Below are 16,569 nucleotides of genomic sequence, written 5' to 3' on the forward strand. Positions count from 1 at the left end.
GCTCCGTCAAAAGGGGGAATTGGGGTTGGGGCTGTCTGTCGGCACATCCTGCACTACATCCCAATGCTCGGCGATCAGCCCGTTTTCGATGCGAAAAATGTCGATCACGGCAAAACCAGGATCATCCGGCCGTCGCCGGACATGATAATGGACGATCACATGGTCGTCCTCGACAAAGCAGCGCTTGATATCGTGGACCGCGTCGGGATTTTCCCCGCGCACCTGCCGCAAAAACGCCTTGAGCGGCTCAGTCCCGGTATCGACCCATTGGTTGTGCTGGATATAATCAGGGGCCAGATAGCGGTCGACCGCGTCGGCATCCATGGGTTTGAGCACATGGTCGAACATCGCCATGACGAGTTTGAGATTGCGCTCTTCCTGCTCTGTGCGGGCCATAACATCCTCATCCCATCTTTTCGCTGGCGTTTGATCGCCCTTTGCCGTTACGATAACGACCGTTATTAATATGGCAAGCGGGCAGGCGAAAAATCGCGGTCCCGAAAAATGGAGAGGCCAATATGAACCGCGCCGATTATGAGCGTTACGCGCACGCCTTCAACCATCGCGACTATGACACGGTGTTCGATTTTTACGCACCCGGCGCGAAAATTCAGTTCTTCGGCGTAGACTTGGGCACGCGCGAAGCATTCAAGCGCTTCTACAGCTTCCTCCACGCCCATGTGATCGAAACGCTGACGATCGAACGCTTCGCTGCCAGCGAAAATCTGGTCGCGCTGGAAGGGATCATCCGGGTTGAGGGGATCCGTGACCTGACGGCTGAGGCTTTGCGCGAACAGGGGTTGGATCAATTTGCTCCGATCCGCAAAGGCGAGGTGCAGGAGATGCGCCAATATATCCATTATCATGTCGCCAACGGCCACTTCACCAGCGTTGGCTGCGCGATTGTTCCTGCCGCCTGAGCCCGCTTCTCCCATGCCCGGCTTGACTTGAGGCCCGGCAAATGTCCTATCGGAAAGTCATGTCGAACAGTCCTGCGCCCAAAAGCCCGACCGCATCGCGCAAGTCGCCCCGGTCACGAGCTGACGAAGTCAGCCAATCCGATACGCTGCATCGGATATTGCGGCTGGCCAACAAATTGATGGCGCCCTTCTCCACATATCTGGAGCATCGCTACAAGATCAGCCTGAATGAATTTCGGCTGCTGATGCTGATCGGCCGCTTCCCTGATTCGGCCAGCCATGAACTGGCCGAAATGACCGGGGTGAACCCGATGAGCGTCTCGCGCGCGGTCGCCGCCCTGCAAAAACATGGCCGTATCACCGTGGAGCGTGACGCCAGCAACAAGCGGCGCAAGACGCTGGTGCTGACCGAAGAAGGCCAGCGCCTCTATGGGCTGATGCGCCCGCAGACCGACAAGGTTGCAGACTATCTGGTGTCCGGCTTGGAAGCGGCGCAGGTCGATACGCTCAATCATTTTCTCGATACGCTGGTCGAAACACTCGAAGCGAAAGACGAGGCTGGCAATAGCCGGTTCCTCGAATCCACCCGCCCGGACGAGGCGGACCTTTAGATTGATCAGGCCCGCGCCTGTCGCGGACCGATCAACCCGGCCGTCACCCACATGATGGCGAAGGCGCCGCCCAGCACGCTGACGAGCGGCAAAATGGAAAGGGATGGCAGCAGCGACACGACGCCACTGGCCAGCGCCGTGATCGCCAGTTGCAGCGTGCCTAGCAGGCCTGCCGCCGCGCCCGCACCGCCACCCGCTGCCGCATCCAGCGCCGAAATTGCTGCTGGCGTAAGGATCAGGCCCGCTATCGCAAATAGCAACATGGAATAGAGCTGGAAAAGCGGCAGCGCGACGGGCTGTTTCATCGCCGCTAGCGCAATCGCCGCCGTGGCGACAAGGGCAATCGTCGCTATGGTCAGCACAAGTCGCCTTGCGCCCAAACGCTTCATCAGGCCCGGCGCAAATTGCGTCGCGATGATCGATGTGCCGGCGTTGAGGGCCAGCAACAGGCTATATTCATGCGCGCTCAGGGCAAAGCCAAGGCTGAATATGAAAGGGGCGGCCGTTACGAAGGCGAAGGGGATGGTCGTCGCCAGCCCGGCGACCAGGGTCCAACCAATAAAGGCAGGCGTCGCCAGCAAATCCCCATAGGATCGGAGCATCGACTGGCGCGCCTGCCGCCGCTCCGGTGGCAGCGTTTCACGCAGGAACAGCAGCACCGCCAATATGGCAATCAGGCCGCCGCCCGCCAGCAGGCCGAACAATCCGCGCCAGCTGGTGAGCTGCAACAAATAGCTCCCTGCAAGCGGAGCCAGCACCGGGGATATGCCAATCACCAGAAATGTGAACGCCATCAGCTGCGCAGCGCGATGCCCGCTGTGCCGGTCGCGGATCATGGCCCGTACGCTCGACGTCCCTGCGCACGCACCCATCCCCTGCAAGAAGCGAAAGCCGGTCAACTGCTCCAGACTTGTGGCCAGCGCGCAGGCCGTTGACGCGAGGATGAACAATATAAGTCCGCCGATCAGCGGCCATCGTCGTCCGAACCGGTCCCCCAGCGTGCCCAGGGGAATTTGCGCTAGCGCCAGTCCCAGGAAAAAGGCAGACAAGGTCCGCTGCACCGCACCGCTATCCGCCGCCATTTCGCGCGCCATGCCGGGCATGGCGGGCAGATAGAGATCGATCGCCAGGGGGCCAAGCGATGACAAAAGGCCAAAGCCGATCCCCAGCAACAGGCTTGGCTGTGCGCTTTCTCCGGTCGTGGTCCGGCTCGCCTCGCCCATAAATATCTGCACCCTCTTCCCATTTAATAACGATCGTTACATTCATCATGGGGCTGGTGCAAGCGTGCAGGATCGCCTAATTGTGTCATCAGCATACAAATTCGTCATACGGGCCGCATGGTGCGACAGGAGAGAATGAATATGGCCATCGCCACCCTGCCAGCGGACGATCCGCGCAGCATCATGGCCGACAGCCCGATGCGCCTGCGGCAGATTGTCGCAGTCACTGTCTGCTTTCTCCTGAACGCGCTCGATGGCTTCGATGTGCTGGCCGTTACCTTCGCTGCGCCGGGCATTGCGAAGGACTGGGCGGTCGGGCCAGGGGCGATCGGCATCATCGTGTCGACCGGACTTGTCGGCATGGTCATCGGATCGCTGACGCTGGGCCAACTGGCCGATCGCATCGGTCGCCGCCGCCAGATATTGCTCTGCCTTGGCATCATGACCATCGGCATGTTCGCCTCCGCCTTTGCCACGGGCGTGGTGTCGCTTGGCCTGCTGCGCGTGCTGACCGGCCTGGGGTTGGGCGCGATGCTGGCGGCGATCAACGCCATGTCGGCGGAATTTGCCAATCGCCGCCGCCGCGACCTCGCCGTCAGCATCATGGCGGCAGGCTATCCGGTCGGTGGCATCATCGGCGGCTGGGGTGCGGCGCAATTGTTGCGGACGCACGGATGGGAAGCGATCTTCCTGTTCGGCGGCGTGGCAACGCTGGCCATGGTGCCGCTCGTGCTGGCGTTTCTCCCCGAATCGATCGGCTGGCTGGCGACGCGCGGTGGTCCGAATGCACTGGCGCGGATCAACGCGATCCTGCGACGCCTGGGCCAGCCGCAGGCCGCGCAATTGATCGCGCTGGAGGAACCCAAAGCCTCCATGCGGTCACTGTTTGCCGATCGCTACCGCGCCGTCACCATTGCTTTGATTGTCATGTATGGCCTGCACATGATGACTTTCTATTATGCGCTTGGCTGGGCGCCCTCGCTGGTGGTGGCGCTGGGTTTCGATCCGTCGCGTGCGACAATCGTGTCGGTATTCATGAATTCGGGCGGCGCGATCGGCGGGCTGGTCCTGGGCCTGCTGTCACCCCGCCTTGGCCTGCGCCCGCTCGTCATCTTTGGTCTTGCCGGCGCAGCGCTAGCGGTCGCCGCCTTCGGCGCCGTGCCACCTGAACTTGTCCTGCTCCAGGGCGCGGCCTTCGTCCTTGGCTTTCTGTCCAACGGGTCGGTGGTCGGCCTCTACGCGCTCATCGCCAATGTCTATCCGACCACCCTGCGCGCGACAGGCACTGGCGCGGTCATAGGCTTCGGGCGCTTTGGCGCTGCCTTTGGCCCCTTCGCGGCGGGTCAGTTGCTCGCGGCCGGGGCAGGGCGGGGGACGACTTCCCTGCTGCTGGCGCTGGGATCGGGCATCGCCGCTTTCGTCCTGCTAGCCTCGCGGATTCGCCCTGCCGACGAAAATTAGGCGCGTTGCACCGTCACCTCGACGCCTGCCAGCCCCCGCGTCAGCGCAAAGGGTTTGTCGACCCTGATCTGCGCCTCGACCACGCAGGCAAATTCCAGGCAGCGCTCGCCCAGCTTCTGCGCGAATGTCTCGATCAGCGGAATGTGGACCAGGGCCAGATCCTCGGCCGCTTGCGCGACCTTGCGATAATCGACCGTGTCGCCGATCCCGTCCACCCGATCGGCGGACAGCAGCAGGTCGACCGAGATTACCAGCGGCTGGCGACGGCCGATCTCGTCAGGGTTGATGCCGATATCGGCCAGCAAGGGCAGGTCGCGCACCTTGACGCGGGTGGTGCAGATTGGCTCAGGCATCTTCGCTCTTTTCGGCTGCGAGCACGGTGTTGCTGAGCAGGCAGGCGATAGTCATGGGTCCGACGCCGCCCGGTACCGGGGTCACGGCCTTGGCATGGTCGAGCTCATGGGTGGCGCAATCGCCCACGATTTGCGTGCTGCCGTCATCTCTGGTGATGCGGTTGATCCCCACGTCGATCACGATCGCGCCGGGGCGGACCCAATAGCCGCGCACCAGGTTGGGCGCACCAGCGGCGGCAACGATGATATCGGCCTTGCGTGCAATGTCGGGCAGATTCAACGTTTCTATATGGGTGACGGTGACTGTCGCCTCCCGTTCCAGCAGCAGCATGGCGACAGGCTTGCCGACAATATTGGACTTGCCGATGACCACCGCGTTCAAACCGCGATAATCGTCGATCACGCTGTCGAGCAGCTTCATGATCCCCAGCGGCGTGCAAGGCACCAGCCCCCCGGTCCCGGTGGACAGGCGTCCGACATTGACCGGGTGAAATCCGTCGACATCCTTCGCCGGGTCGATCCGATCCAGCACCAGCGCCGCATCGATACCGGCTGGCAAGGGCAGCTGTATCAATATGCCATGGACGCGGGCATCTGCGTTCAGCGCGTCGATCAGCGCCAGCAACTCTGTTTGCGGGCAATCGACCGGCAATCGATGTTCGATCGATGTAATGCCCACGCGGCGAGATTCGCTGATCTTGCGGCGCACATAGACATGGCTCGCCGGATCGTCGCCAACCAGCACAACCGCCAGCGCGGGTGGCTGGCCGGTCCGGTCGACCAGCGCCGCCACCCGTGCGGCGGTTTCGTCCGAGAGGGCGCGCGCCATCGCGCGCCCGTCAATGACCTGCGCCATGGTCAGGCCTTGAATACGACGGTGCGGGCGCCGTTCAGGAACACCCGACCTTGCAGATGATGCTGCACTGCGCTTGCCAGCACACGCCGCTCAATGTCGCGGCCCTTGCGCACCAGATCGTCGGGCGTATCGGCATGGCCGATCGCCTCGACATCCTGATGGATGATCGGACCTTCATCCAGGTCCGCGGTCACATAATGCGCCGTCGCGCCAATCATCTTGACCCCACGCTCATACGCCTGATGATAGGGCTTGGCGCCCTTGAAACCGGGTAGGAAACTGTGATGGATGTTGATGCATCGGCCGGATACGAATCCTGCCAGATCATCGCTCAATATCTGCATGTAGCGCGCCAGCACGATCAGGTCCGCGCCGGTCTCCTCGACGATCGCCTTGATCTGCGCTTCCTGCTCCGCCTTTGTGTCCTTTGTCACCGGCAGATGATGGAACGGGATATTCCCGATCAGCGATATGGTCAGCGCTTCGCGCGGATGGTTGCAGATGATGCCCACGACATCCATGTCCAGTTCGCCGATGCGCCAGCGATACAGAAGATCGCCCAGGCAATGGTCGAACTTGCTGACCAGCAGCAGAACCTTCTGCCGTTCGCTGCGGCGACGCAGGCTCCATTCCATGCCGCGTTTCTGCGCCACATTGGTGAAGGCCGTACGCAGCCCGTCCACGCTGTCGTCGGCCGCTTCAAACTCCACCCGCATGAAAAAGCGGTCGGTCAGCTTGTCGTTAAACTGCTGGGCGTCGGTAATATTGCCGCCCTGCTGCGCCAGAAAGCCGGCAACATCGGCCACCAGGCCTGGCCGGTCGTCGCATTGCAGGGTCAGGGTGCAAATCTCGGTCACATCGCTTCTCCGCTCAAGTCTTGCCGCCCTTAGCGGCTTTTTGTGTAATTATTAATCCATTCGACCGTCCGGGCGAGGCCGCCGAACGGATAGAAATGCAGCCGAACCTTGCCATGCTGGCTTCCCAGCCCTTTGCCAAGGGCGTCGACCAACTTGTCTGGGCCCGCGGTGCCGATCAGCTTGGTGATCGAAATGCCATATTTGGTCAGCACCGAAGCCGAAGCCCCCACGCCGCACCGTGCGGCAAAGCGCATCAACGTCTTGATCCCGGCAGGCCCAGGAATACCTATGCGTACCGGCGCATCTATGCCCCGCCCGCGCAACTCTTCCAGCCAGGACAGCACTGGCGCTGCGTCGAAACTGAACTGGGTGACGATCAGTGGGGCCATGCCGCGCGCTTCGATTTCCGCGCATTTGGCGATCAATATGTCGAAACATTGGTCAGGCGTCATATTGGGATGGCCTTCAGGATGACCCCCGACGCCGATCGCCTTGATCCCGGCGCGCTCGAACGCACCGGTACGGATCAGCGACATGCTGTCTGAATAGGGACCGGCGGCTTCAGGCGGATCGCCAGCGATGATGAAGCAGCGGGTTACGCCTGCTTCGCGCACGACTGCCGCCAGATAGGCCTCGAAATCGTCGCCCGACTCCAGCCTGCGCGCGGAAAAATGCGGCATCGGTTCAAAGCCCAGAGCCCGCACCGTCCGTGCGGCCTCGATTCGCGCCTCCAGCGATTCGCCCGGCAGAAAGGTCACGGCGACCGGGGTTTCAGGGGCCATGGCAGGCGCTGCTTCGCGCAGAGCGTCAATGTCTTTCGCCGTGATTTCCAGCGAATAGCCATCGGTCATGCCCTTTGGCGGCAAATCCCAGTTTGGATGGATCGACGGCAGGCTCATGTCTCTCTCCCGGTAGCGTTCGATCAGGGGCGGCCCGCAAAACGGATGCGGCGTGCCTCTCCCCGGCGCATTTTTCCCCTAGCCTATCCGTAAACATTCGTATAGATGAAAACTTCATGGATACGAAATCATCCGATCAGGGCAGCAAAGCCGCACCCCTCATCATCCTTCCGGGGCTGATGTGCGATTCGCGCATGTTTGCTGAACTGCTGTCGGCTTTCCCCGAAGCCCAGGTGATTGACGGTTTTTATGCCGGCTGCGACCGGATCGAGGCGATGGCAAATTATGTGCTTGCTCGTATGCCAGCGCGCGTCTCGCTACTTGGCCATTCCATGGGCGCGCGCATCGCATTGGAAGTCATGCGCAAGGCGCCTGACCGGGTCGAGCGATTGGCGCTGGTCGATACTGGCGTTCATGGCCCCAAGCCGGGCGAACGCGACGCGCGCTATGCGCTGCGCGATCTTGGCCGCGAACAGGGCATGGCCGCGCTGGTCGCGAACTGGCTGCCGCCGATGATGGGCTTCGCTGGCCTTCGCAACGAACCGCTTATGGACAGTCTCTACGCCATGGCGGTCTCGGCTGGCCTTGCAACGTTCGAGGCGCAGATCGAGGCGTTGCTCAATCGTCCGTCAGTCGATGCGCAGTTGCCGACCATTGCGTGTCCGACTGTCGCCATGGTCGGTCGCCAGGACCAGTGGTCGCCGGTCGCCCAGCATGAAGCGATCGTGGCTGCCATCCCCGGCGCGCAACTGCGCATCGTCGAAGGCGCAGGCCATATGATGCCCGCCGAAGCGCCGCAGGTTTTCAACCAATTGGTCGGGGAATGGCTCGCCATCGCCCCAGCCCCATGATTTCCCCTCACATTGCACATCATCCCAAAGGAGAGGTTTGAATGACCGACAAGTCCCTGCAACAACTGCTCGACGAAAAGGGCGACATCGTTGAATTCCTGCGTAACCAGCAGGTTGGCCCCAACGCCTATCCGGGCGTTCCGGGCGAATATAGCAACTGGCGCGATGAACAGCGCAGCTGGGCGGAAAGCTCGGTCCTGTTCAACCAGAGCTTCCACATGGTCGACCTGCTCGTCACCGGTCCCGGCGCGTTCGACATGCTGGCCTATCTCGCCCCCAACAGCTTCAAGGGCTTCGTGCCGAACCGCGCCAAGCAGTTCGCTCCCGTCACGCCCGAAGGCTATGTCATCGGCGACGTCATCCTCTTCTATCTCGAAGAAGAAAAGTTCGAGCTGGTCGGTCGCGCGCCCTCGATCGAATGGGTCGAATATTGGGCCTCGACCGGCAAGTGGGACGTAAAGGTCGAACGCGACGAGCGTACTGCTGCCCGCCCGCTCGACCAGCAGGGCTACCGTCGCAACTATCGCTTCCAGCTGCAGGGGCCAAACGCCATGCCTGTGCTGGAAAAGGCGATGGGCGAAACCCCGCCGGATCTCAAATTCTTCCACATGGCGCCGATCATGATCGCGGGCGTCGAAGTGCGCGCGCTGCGCCACGGCATGGCCGGTCAGCCGGGTTACGAGCTGTTTGGTCCCTGGAAGGATTATGACACCGTCCGCAATGCGCTGATCGAAGCAGGCAAGGATTACGGCCTCACCCTGTGCGGCGGCCGTACCTATTCCTCGAACACGCTGGAATCGGGCTGGATCCCGTCTCCGCTGCCCGCCACCTATACCGGTGAAGGCTCCAAGGCGTTCCGCGAATGGCTGCCCGCCAAATCCTATGAAGGCATGTGTTCGCTTGGCGGCAGCTTCGTGTCCGACAATATCGAGGATTATTATCTCAACCCGTGGGAGCTGGGCTATGGCATCATGGTCAAGTTCGACCATGACTTCATCGGCCGCGAAGCGCTGGAAAAGATCAAGGACAAGCCCCATCGCCAGAAGGTGACGCTGGCACTGGACAATGAAGATATTGTACGCGTCATGAGCTCGATGCTCCAGACCGGCGACAAGGCCAAGTTCCTTGAATTCCCCAGCGCGGTCTACTGCATGCATCCCTATGACGCAGTGCTGAAGGACGGCAAGACCATCGGTCTGTCCACCTGGATCGGTTATACCATCAACGCAGGTCGCTTCCTGGCGCTGGCGATGGTCGATGCCGAGTTCGCTGAACCGGGCACCGAAGTGACCCTGCTCTGGGGCGAACCCAATGGCGGCACCTCCAAGCCGACCGTCGAGCCTCACGTCCAGACGGAAATCAAGGCGATCGTTTCCTCGGTCCCTTATTCGGAAGCTGCTCGCGACAATTATGCCGACGGCTGGCGCACCAAGAAGGCCTGATCACTCCTTGTGAGCGGGAGGAGCGGGGGATGCCGAAAGGCGTCCCCTGTTTCCATTTGGGGCAGATGTCGGTTGCGGCCAGAAGCGGCATTGCCCGTGATTTCCGCCAATTACCACTCGCTCAATAGGGTGGCGAATCCATTATCGGCGCCTTCATTCATCCGTTTCCAGAAGTGAGCGACAGGCATCAGACCTGCTTGACCCCTCTGCCCTTTCCAGCGCGTCAAGCGTGGCGGAGGCCATGGCACGATATGGCGACAGGAGAGGGGGGCAGTCCTGTCGCAAGGCGACCAGATGCCCGCCGATCGTTGCTGCGTCGCCGCGCAGCAGGGGACCCGACAGGCCAGCCATACCCTTGCCAAGTCCGTTCGCCAGCGCGGCACGGGCAAGCGGTGCCAGCAGTGCGGCAGGATCATCAACGCCTGCCGCCGCCAAGGCTTCTGTGGCGCCCGCAATCAGAGTAACCAGATGGTTGGCGCCATGGCAGAGCGCGGCATGGTAGAGCGGTCGGTGCGCTTCGCTGATCTCGACCGGCACGCCGCCCAGGATCGCGACTATGGCCCGCGCCTTCGCAACAGACTGCGCCGTGCTGGCCGTCACGGCGAAACGCGCGCCCATCATCTGCTGCGCTTCGGCGATCGGATCGCCGGTGAAGGTCATGGCCGGATGGACAGCCGCGGTACCCCAGCCCTTGGCATGGAGCGGGGCCAGTATCCCTGCGCCACTGCGTCCGCTGACATGGAAGGCAAAGGCCGGTGCCGATCCGGCAACCGCTGCAAGTTGATGGATGCAAGGTTCTAGCGCATCGTCCGAAACAGCCAGAATGATCAGATCGCACCCATCACCTATATCGGCCAACTGCGTCACGGCGCTGGTCCGGCCGATTGATGCGGCAAGAGCAGCCGAATTTGCCGGATTATGGCCCCAGATATGGAGTGGATCGCCAGATTGGCGGGCAAGCACCAGCCCGATTGCCGCAGCAACCCGGCCAGTGCCTATGATCCCGATCCGTCGATAAGGTGCCCGCGCGGCCATGGCCTAATCGACGGCGCGGCGCATGAGCCTGTCGAGCCGCTCCGCAAACGCCCGGGCATCGCTCGGCTGCTCACCATCGGCGATCCGCGCCTGATCCAGCAGTAGATGGGCCAGATCGGCCTTCATCGCATTCGCATCATCGGTCGTCGCGAGCTTCTGGATCAACAGGTGGCCGGGATTGACTTCCAGCACAGGCAGGCTTGCCTGTGGCAACTGCCCGGCATTGGCGAGCAGCTTCTCCAATTGTCGGTCCATGCCACTTTCCGACGCGACCAGGCAGACCGCGCTGCTTGTCAGCCGCTCCGACACGCGTACGTCGGATACGGATCCGGCGAGCACCTCTTTGGCAAAGGCAATGAAGCTATCCAGCGCGCCTGCCTCTGCCTGAGGCGACGATGGGGCATCGTCGCTCAGTGGGATGAGGGTAAGATCGGCACCCCCCTGCGTCACCGACTTGAACGGTTTGCCTTCAAAGTCGACACCAATCGAGGTCCAGAAATTGTCGACCTGGTCAGGAAGCAGCAGCACCTCTATGCCACGGGCGCGGAAGCCTTCCAGCTGCGGGGATGTTGAGAGCCGATCCAGATCGCTGCCGGTGGCATAATAGATGGCCGTCTGGTTCTCCCGCAGATCCGCGACATAATCTTTGAGCGAACGCCAGTCATCACCATACGTCGTGGTCTTGAAGCGGGCAAGACCAAGCAGCGTGTCGCGCCGCTCGAAATCCTCGTAAAGGCCCTCCTTGAGAACCGGCCCGAAATTCTCCCAGATACGCAGATATGCGTCGCTGTCGCTGTCGGCGAGTTTCTGCAGGTCGTTCAACACGCGGCCCGTCACGCCCTTTTGAATGGCTGCCAAGACCGGGCTGTCCTGGATCATCTCGCGCGACATGTTGAGCGGCAGGTCGGTTGAATCCACAAGCCCGCGTACGAAGCGAAGATAGCGCGGCAATACAGGTGCTTCGTCCGTGATGAAGACCCGGCGCACATAGAGCTTGATATGCCCTTTGCGGTCGGGATCGAACAGATCGAACGGCTTGCTCTGCGGAATGAACGTCAGGACCGAATATTCAAACCGTCCTTCGGCCTTATAGTGAATGGTATATGCAGGTGAATCATACTGCCCGGCAACGCTGCGGTAGAAGTCGGCATAGTCGGCTTCGCTGATCTCCGAACGGGGCTTCAGCCACAATGCAGCGCCATCGGCGACGAGTGCGCCTTCGCCATCGGCCTTTTCGAACAGGGTGATAGGCACGGGCACATGGCCAGACTGCGCCTTGACGATCCGCTCTACGGTTGATCGCTCCGCATAGGATTTGGCATCATCTAGCAGATGGAGGACGACGCGGGTGCCGCGTTGCGGCGCATCGTCCAGGCCCACGGGGGCGATCGTATAGGTTCCCAGCCCGTCGGAACGCCAGCATGCCGCATCGTCGGCGCCCGCCCGGCGGGAAAAGACCTCTACCTCGCGTGCCACCATGAAAGCTGAATAGAAACCAACGCCAAACTGGCCGATCAATTGCGAATCCGCCTTGCCTGCGTCCGCTGCCAGCCTGTCCATGAACGCTTTTGTTCCGGACCGCGCGATCGTCCCCAACGTCTCGCCCATGTCCGCTGCGGTCATGCCGATGCCATTATCCTCGATCGTCAACCGCCCCTGTTCAGCATCTAGTGTCAGGCTGATGCGCGGTTGCGGATCGTCCCCCAGCAGCGAAGGCGTGGCAATGGCTTCATAACGCAGCTTCTCACAGGCGTCGGCTGCGTTTGAAATCAATTCGCGCAAAAAGACGTCGCGGTCGGAATAGACCGAATGCACCATCATGTGCAGCAACTTTGACACGTCAGCCTCAAAAGCGTGGGTCTCAGGCCGCGATGCAGTCTCGGTGGTCACGATGTTACTCCCCTTATGTCACGATGCAGCGGGGAGATGGCGGTGACATGGGATTTTTGCAAGATTGGGGCCATCGCTCCGGTATCGTTGCTGCATTGTCCACGACATGGAAGGCGCGATGTCGCCATTGCAGCAACCGACAAATGGTCTGGAACAACTGGCCTGTCACATACCGCGGAACGCTATCGCGTGGCGATCGTTTTGCTATTTCGACTTCCACGCGGGTCTTTGTAATCGAACCACAACAGGACAATGAGACTCCTCTGTTGCCAACGGCTTTCCTCGCTCGGTCCTTCCTGTTGGCTCAGATATGAATCACGCTTTATCCCCGGCCATTGAAGCTAACAGGAACTCTGCATGTACAATATGGCGCGCAATGCGATCGAAAATGATGAAACGCTGATCGATCTGGTCACCCCCGCGCCCGTCTCTGATACAGCCGAATTTCGACAGGCAGTGGTGGAGGGATTGTCCAGACCGGACCGGGCGATCCCGTGCAGGTTCCTCTATGACGCAGCGGGATCGGCAATTTTCGACCGTATTTGCGAATTGCCGGAATATTATCCGACGCGAACCGAGCGGCGGATATTGGAGACGCATGCAAAGGCGATCGCTAAAACGATCCGCGGTAACATACGCTTTATAGAATTGGGCGCAGGATCGGGAGGCAAGGCCGAAATCCTGCTTGATGCGATGGAGCAGGTGCGCGCCTATATCTGTATCGACATATCGCCTGTCCCGCTTGCGTCGGCGGCCGCCGCCGTGCGGAAGCGCTATCCCGCTATCGAAGTCGATTCGGTTTGCGGCAATTATCTTGGAGAGCTTGATCTGCCGACGCGCGGGAATTTGCGCGACGTCTGCTTCTTCCCCGGATCGACCATCGGCAATTTCGACCGGGACGATGCGCGCGCATTCCTGCGCCGATGGAGCCAGCGCCTGGGCCAGGATGGCCTGATGCTGATTGGCGTCGATCTGAAGAAGGACATCGCCCTGCTGGAGGATGCATATGACGATGCACAAGGGGTAACGGCGCAGTTCAGTCTCAACCTTCTGCATCGCGCCAATCGGGAATTGGCCGCCGATTTCGACACTGGCGCCTTTGTGCATCGCGCTCGTTATGTCAGCCAGCCTGGTCATATCGAAATTTCGCTGGTCAGCCGTCGCGATCAGACGGTCAGGCTTGATGGCCGGTCGTTCGATTTCGCGCGGGACGAAGCGATCCATGTCGAAAATTCGCACAAATATACAATCGGCGAATTTGCTTCTCTTGCCAAAGAAGCCGGGTTCGATAGCGTCGACGTATGGACGGACGAGGACGCCTTGTTCAGCGTTCACCTGCTGCGCGTGGCGGGCTGATGAGCGCTGCGCAGGATCGCTACCATTCTGTCCGCAAACTGACCGGAGACCTGGCAAACCCGCTTTCGGACGCGGATGCGACGATACAATCCATGCCCGATGCGTCGCCGGCCAAATGGCATCTGGCGCATACGACTTGGTTTTTCGAAACCTTCATCCTGCGCGACCATGTACCGGGCTACCGCCATTATCGCGCGGACTGGCCGTTTCTGTTCAACAGCTATTATGAAGCTGAAGGCGCGCGACTGGCGCGCGGGGCGCGTGGCATGTTGTCGCGCCCTTCGCTTGCCGACATTCTTGACTATCGCGCCGCGGTGGACGCGGCGATGGATCGCGCAATAGGGCAGCTTTCGCCGCAAGTGCTGGCGCTGGTGGACCTGGGATGTCAGCATGAACAGCAGCATCAGGAATTGTTGCTGACGGATATCCTTCATGCCTTTTCCCTCAATCCGCTGGAAAATGCGCTCTGGCCGCGCGAAAGTGGCGCGCCTCACGGGCATCCCAGTCCGCTCAATTGGTTGGACGGTAAAGAGGGGTTGGTCGAAATCGGCGCTGGCACGACCGGGGGTCAGGAATTCGCGTTCGATTGTGAAGGACCGCGCCACACCGCGTTGTTGCATCCGCATCAGATCGCCGATCGACAGGTCACCAACGCGGACTGGCTCGCCTTCATGGCAGACGGGGGATATGATGATCCGCGTCTGTGGCTGTCCGATGGGTGGGCCTGGCGTCAGGCTAACGATATACAGGCCCCTCTTTATTGGGCGGATGGTGAAAATGGCTGGACCAGTTTCACATTATCGGGCCGCAATCCCGTCGATCCGGCCGCTCCTGTCTGTCATGTCAGCTTTTATGAAGCGGATGCCTTCGCCACCTGGGCTGGAGCGAGGCTGCCGACCGAAGCCGAATGGGAAGCGGCGGCTGCGCAGCATGATCCAGATCGCGGCAATTTGCTGGATAGGGCCGGGGACATCCGCCCGCGTCCGGCGCAAGATGGCCCTTCCTTCTTCGGCGATGTTTGGGAATTGACCGGCAGTGCCTTTCGTCCCTATCCCGGATTTCGCGCTGCCGATGGCGCGATTGGCGAATATAATGGCAAGTTTATGAGCGGACAGTGCGTGTTGCGCGGCGGCAGTTGCGCGACACCCCGCGGCCATATGCGCGCAAGCTATCGCAACTTCTTCTATCCCCATCACCGTTGGCAATTCATGGGACTGCGGCTGGCCAGAGACATGGCGTGACTGCCCCCACCGAACCCATTCCCCGCCGTTCCATGATAGCGGTTGCTCTGTCCACGGTGGTGGAATGGTATGATTTCACACTCTGTCTCTATTTTGCGCCGACCCTGGCACGAGTGTTTTTCGGGGCTGGTGGCGAAAGTCTGGGCAAAACGCTCGCGGGGTTTGCGATCGCCTATCTGATGCGCCCGCTTGGGGCGATTGCCTTTGGTCAGTTCGGTGACAGACGGGGCCGTAAGCCTACCCTGCTCCTATCGATGACGCTGATGACGGTTTCCATGCTGGTATTGGCGCTGCTTCCCACCCACGCCCAGATCGGCGCCAGTGCGGGCTGGCTGCTGATCGTGATGCGCTGCCTCATGGGCTTTAGCGTGGGCGGCGAGTATCCAGCGGTCGTGACCTATTTGTTCGAGACAGCGCCCAAACACCGGCGCGGTCTTGTGACGTCCAGTGCGGCAGCCGCGAGCGAGATTGGCGGGCTGCTGGCTGTCGGGCTCTGCGCGTGGCTCACCAACACGCTACCGCAGGAAAGCCTTGATAGCTGGGGCTGGCGCATACCGTTCCTGTTCGGTGCCGCCCTGGCTGCCGGGATTTGGCTGGTCCGCCAGATCATCCCCGAACCGCCTGCCTTCATATCGGATAGAGGTTTGAATGCCTCAAGCCGTTCGCCGATGGGCGACGCTCTGCTGAACCAGCGCCGGGGCATCGGCATCGGCTTTGCGATATCGGCGATCGGTTCGATCTCCTATTATGTCGGCATTACCTATGTGCCTTCCTTCGTCAGTCTGGTCCAATCGGCGGACGAAGCGGCGGCGCTGGAGCTATCGACCGTTGCTGCGCTCGTTGTCATCCTGGTCACGCCCTGTATCGGATGGTTGTCCGACAGCATCGGCCGCAGGCCAGTTCTGCTGGCCCTGTGCCTGCTATGCGCCATACTGCCGGTGCCGATGTTTTCGCTCATTGCCCATGGTGACAGGACGCTCGCTCTGCTCGCGGTCATGCTGCTGGCCGCGCTAGCAGGCGGGGTGAGCGCCGTAGGCGCGGTCGCAACGGCCGAGCAATTTCCCGCGCGCGTCCGCCTCAGCGGTTTGGCGCTGGGCGCAACCACCGCGACGGCTGTGTTCGGCGGCGCTGCCCCCTATGCGGCATATCTGCTTCAGAACTGGTCAAATTCGCCTGCAACACCGGGCGTGATGATTGGCGCGGTCGCCGTCGTGTCCGGGCTGATATTGGCCAGAACCATGCAGCACGCGGGAGAGGCTGCGGCGGCGGCCAGATAGGTGCCGCGTTACGCGCAAGGAGCCTTTCGCTTCGTAAGAAATGATCCTGTTATCGACTGGCCGATGTCTCGAATTCGCGGACGAGGTTCCGCAGTCGTCCCGCTTCCAACTGCAACATGCGGGCGGCGGCATTACATTGTTCCCCCATCGCTGCATTTTGTTGCGTGGCCTGATCAAGGCCCCCCCATAGCGTGGGTGACCTGCCCTAACCCGGCTGCTTGTTCCTGGGCCGAGCTCGCGATCTTGTTGACAAAGCCGGTAATGGCTTTGACATGATTTTCAATCACGCCCATCGCT

At 61.2% G+C, this 16,569-nt stretch carries 16 protein-coding genes; 8 read left to right on the forward strand and 8 right to left on the reverse strand.

What is annotated here, in order from left to right:
* Positions 1-6 precede the first annotated feature (6 nt).
* Positions 7-396: a nuclear transport factor 2 family protein gene (locus IWY39_RS20660; RefSeq protein ID WP_107125351.1), complete on the reverse strand. Its 390-nt coding sequence runs from the start codon at positions 394-396 to the stop codon at positions 7-9.
* Positions 397-518: 122 nt separating this feature from the next.
* On the opposite strand from IWY39_RS20660, the gene IWY39_RS20665 reads away from it, so the two are divergent.
* Together IWY39_RS20665 and IWY39_RS20670 are read left to right on the forward strand one after the other, a co-directional pair.
* A complete protein-coding gene (locus IWY39_RS20665; RefSeq protein WP_107125352.1) occupies positions 519-920 on the forward strand; it encodes a nuclear transport factor 2 family protein in 402 nt (133 codons plus the stop codon).
* A 59-nt stretch (positions 921-979) separates the two neighbouring features.
* Positions 980-1,531, forward strand: coding sequence for a MarR family winged helix-turn-helix transcriptional regulator (locus tag IWY39_RS20670; RefSeq protein ID WP_229380684.1), 552 nt, complete (start codon positions 980-982; stop codon positions 1,529-1,531).
* A 5-nt stretch (positions 1,532-1,536) separates the two neighbouring features.
* On the opposite strand, the gene IWY39_RS20675 is transcribed toward IWY39_RS20670, so the two are convergent.
* Positions 1,537-2,766: a Bcr/CflA family efflux MFS transporter gene (locus IWY39_RS20675; RefSeq protein WP_229380685.1), complete on the reverse strand. Its 1,230-nt coding sequence runs from the start codon at positions 2,764-2,766 to the stop codon at positions 1,537-1,539.
* A gap of 129 nt (positions 2,767-2,895) precedes the next feature.
* Between IWY39_RS20675 and IWY39_RS20680 the strand changes: the two genes are divergently transcribed.
* Positions 2,896-4,215 (forward strand): MFS transporter, encoded by a 1,320-nt coding sequence (locus IWY39_RS20680; RefSeq protein WP_229380686.1) that lies wholly within the window; start codon positions 2,896-2,898, stop codon positions 4,213-4,215.
* Here the strand turns inward: IWY39_RS20680 and IWY39_RS20685 are convergent.
* From IWY39_RS20685 to IWY39_RS20700, 4 genes are read right to left on the reverse strand one after another with little or no spacing between them, the layout of a single operon-like run.
* A complete protein-coding gene (locus IWY39_RS20685) occupies positions 4,212-4,568 on the reverse strand; it encodes a dihydroneopterin aldolase (RefSeq protein WP_017181842.1) in 357 nt (118 codons plus the stop codon). The two genes, IWY39_RS20680 and IWY39_RS20685, sit on opposite strands and share 4 nt — an antisense overlap.
* Positions 4,561-5,424: a bifunctional 5,10-methylenetetrahydrofolate dehydrogenase/5,10-methenyltetrahydrofolate cyclohydrolase gene (locus IWY39_RS20690; protein WP_107125355.1), complete on the reverse strand. Its 864-nt coding sequence runs from the start codon at positions 5,422-5,424 to the stop codon at positions 4,561-4,563. Before IWY39_RS20690 ends, IWY39_RS20685 begins: the two co-directional genes overlap by 8 nt.
* 2 nt (positions 5,425-5,426) lie before the next feature.
* Entirely contained in the window at positions 5,427-6,281 is an 855-nt protein-coding gene (purU, locus tag IWY39_RS20695; RefSeq protein WP_107125356.1) for a formyltetrahydrofolate deformylase, read from the reverse strand.
* Between the two features lie 29 nt (positions 6,282-6,310).
* A complete protein-coding gene (locus IWY39_RS20700) occupies positions 6,311-7,180 on the reverse strand; it encodes a methylenetetrahydrofolate reductase (RefSeq protein ID WP_107125357.1) in 870 nt (289 codons plus the stop codon).
* 116 nt (positions 7,181-7,296) lie between these two features.
* Here IWY39_RS20700 and IWY39_RS20705 point away from each other — a divergent pair, with 116 nt between their 5' ends.
* Together IWY39_RS20705 and desA are read left to right on the forward strand one after the other, a co-directional pair.
* Positions 7,297-8,031 (forward strand): alpha/beta fold hydrolase, encoded by a 735-nt coding sequence (locus tag IWY39_RS20705; RefSeq protein WP_107125358.1) that lies wholly within the window; start codon positions 7,297-7,299, stop codon positions 8,029-8,031.
* 41 nt (positions 8,032-8,072) lie between these two features.
* Positions 8,073-9,473: a syringate O-demethylase gene (desA, locus tag IWY39_RS20710; RefSeq protein WP_107125359.1), complete on the forward strand. Its 1,401-nt coding sequence runs from the start codon at positions 8,073-8,075 to the stop codon at positions 9,471-9,473.
* A 153-nt stretch (positions 9,474-9,626) separates the two neighbouring features.
* Here the strand turns inward: desA and IWY39_RS20715 are convergent, their stop codons facing one another.
* Positions 9,627-10,508 (reverse strand): Rossmann-like and DUF2520 domain-containing protein, encoded by an 882-nt coding sequence (locus IWY39_RS20715; RefSeq protein ID WP_107125360.1) that lies wholly within the window; start codon positions 10,506-10,508, stop codon positions 9,627-9,629.
* Positions 10,509-10,511: 3 nt separating this feature from the next.
* Positions 10,512-12,398, reverse strand: coding sequence for a molecular chaperone HtpG (gene htpG / locus IWY39_RS20720; protein WP_107125361.1), 1,887 nt, complete (start codon positions 12,396-12,398; stop codon positions 10,512-10,514).
* Between the two features lie 357 nt (positions 12,399-12,755).
* Between htpG and egtD the strand changes: the two genes are divergently transcribed.
* From egtD to IWY39_RS20735, 3 genes are read left to right on the forward strand one after another with little or no spacing between them, the layout of a single operon-like run.
* Positions 12,756-13,754, forward strand: a complete 999-nt coding sequence (gene egtD / locus IWY39_RS20725) for an L-histidine N(alpha)-methyltransferase (protein ID WP_107125362.1) — start codon at positions 12,756-12,758, stop codon at positions 13,752-13,754.
* A complete protein-coding gene (gene egtB / locus IWY39_RS20730) occupies positions 13,754-14,995 on the forward strand; it encodes an ergothioneine biosynthesis protein EgtB (protein ID WP_107125363.1) in 1,242 nt (413 codons plus the stop codon). Before egtD ends, egtB begins: the two co-directional genes overlap by 1 nt.
* On the forward strand, positions 14,992-16,272 hold the full coding sequence (locus tag IWY39_RS20735) for an MFS transporter (protein ID WP_409994371.1): 1,281 nt from the start codon (positions 14,992-14,994) through the stop codon (positions 16,270-16,272). Before egtB ends, IWY39_RS20735 begins: the two co-directional genes overlap by 4 nt.
* The last annotated feature ends 297 nt before the right edge of the window (positions 16,273-16,569 follow it).

This window comes from Sphingobium sp. JAI105, assembly GCF_015752145.1.
Taxonomy (GTDB): domain Bacteria; phylum Pseudomonadota; class Alphaproteobacteria; order Sphingomonadales; family Sphingomonadaceae; genus Sphingobium; species Sphingobium xenophagum.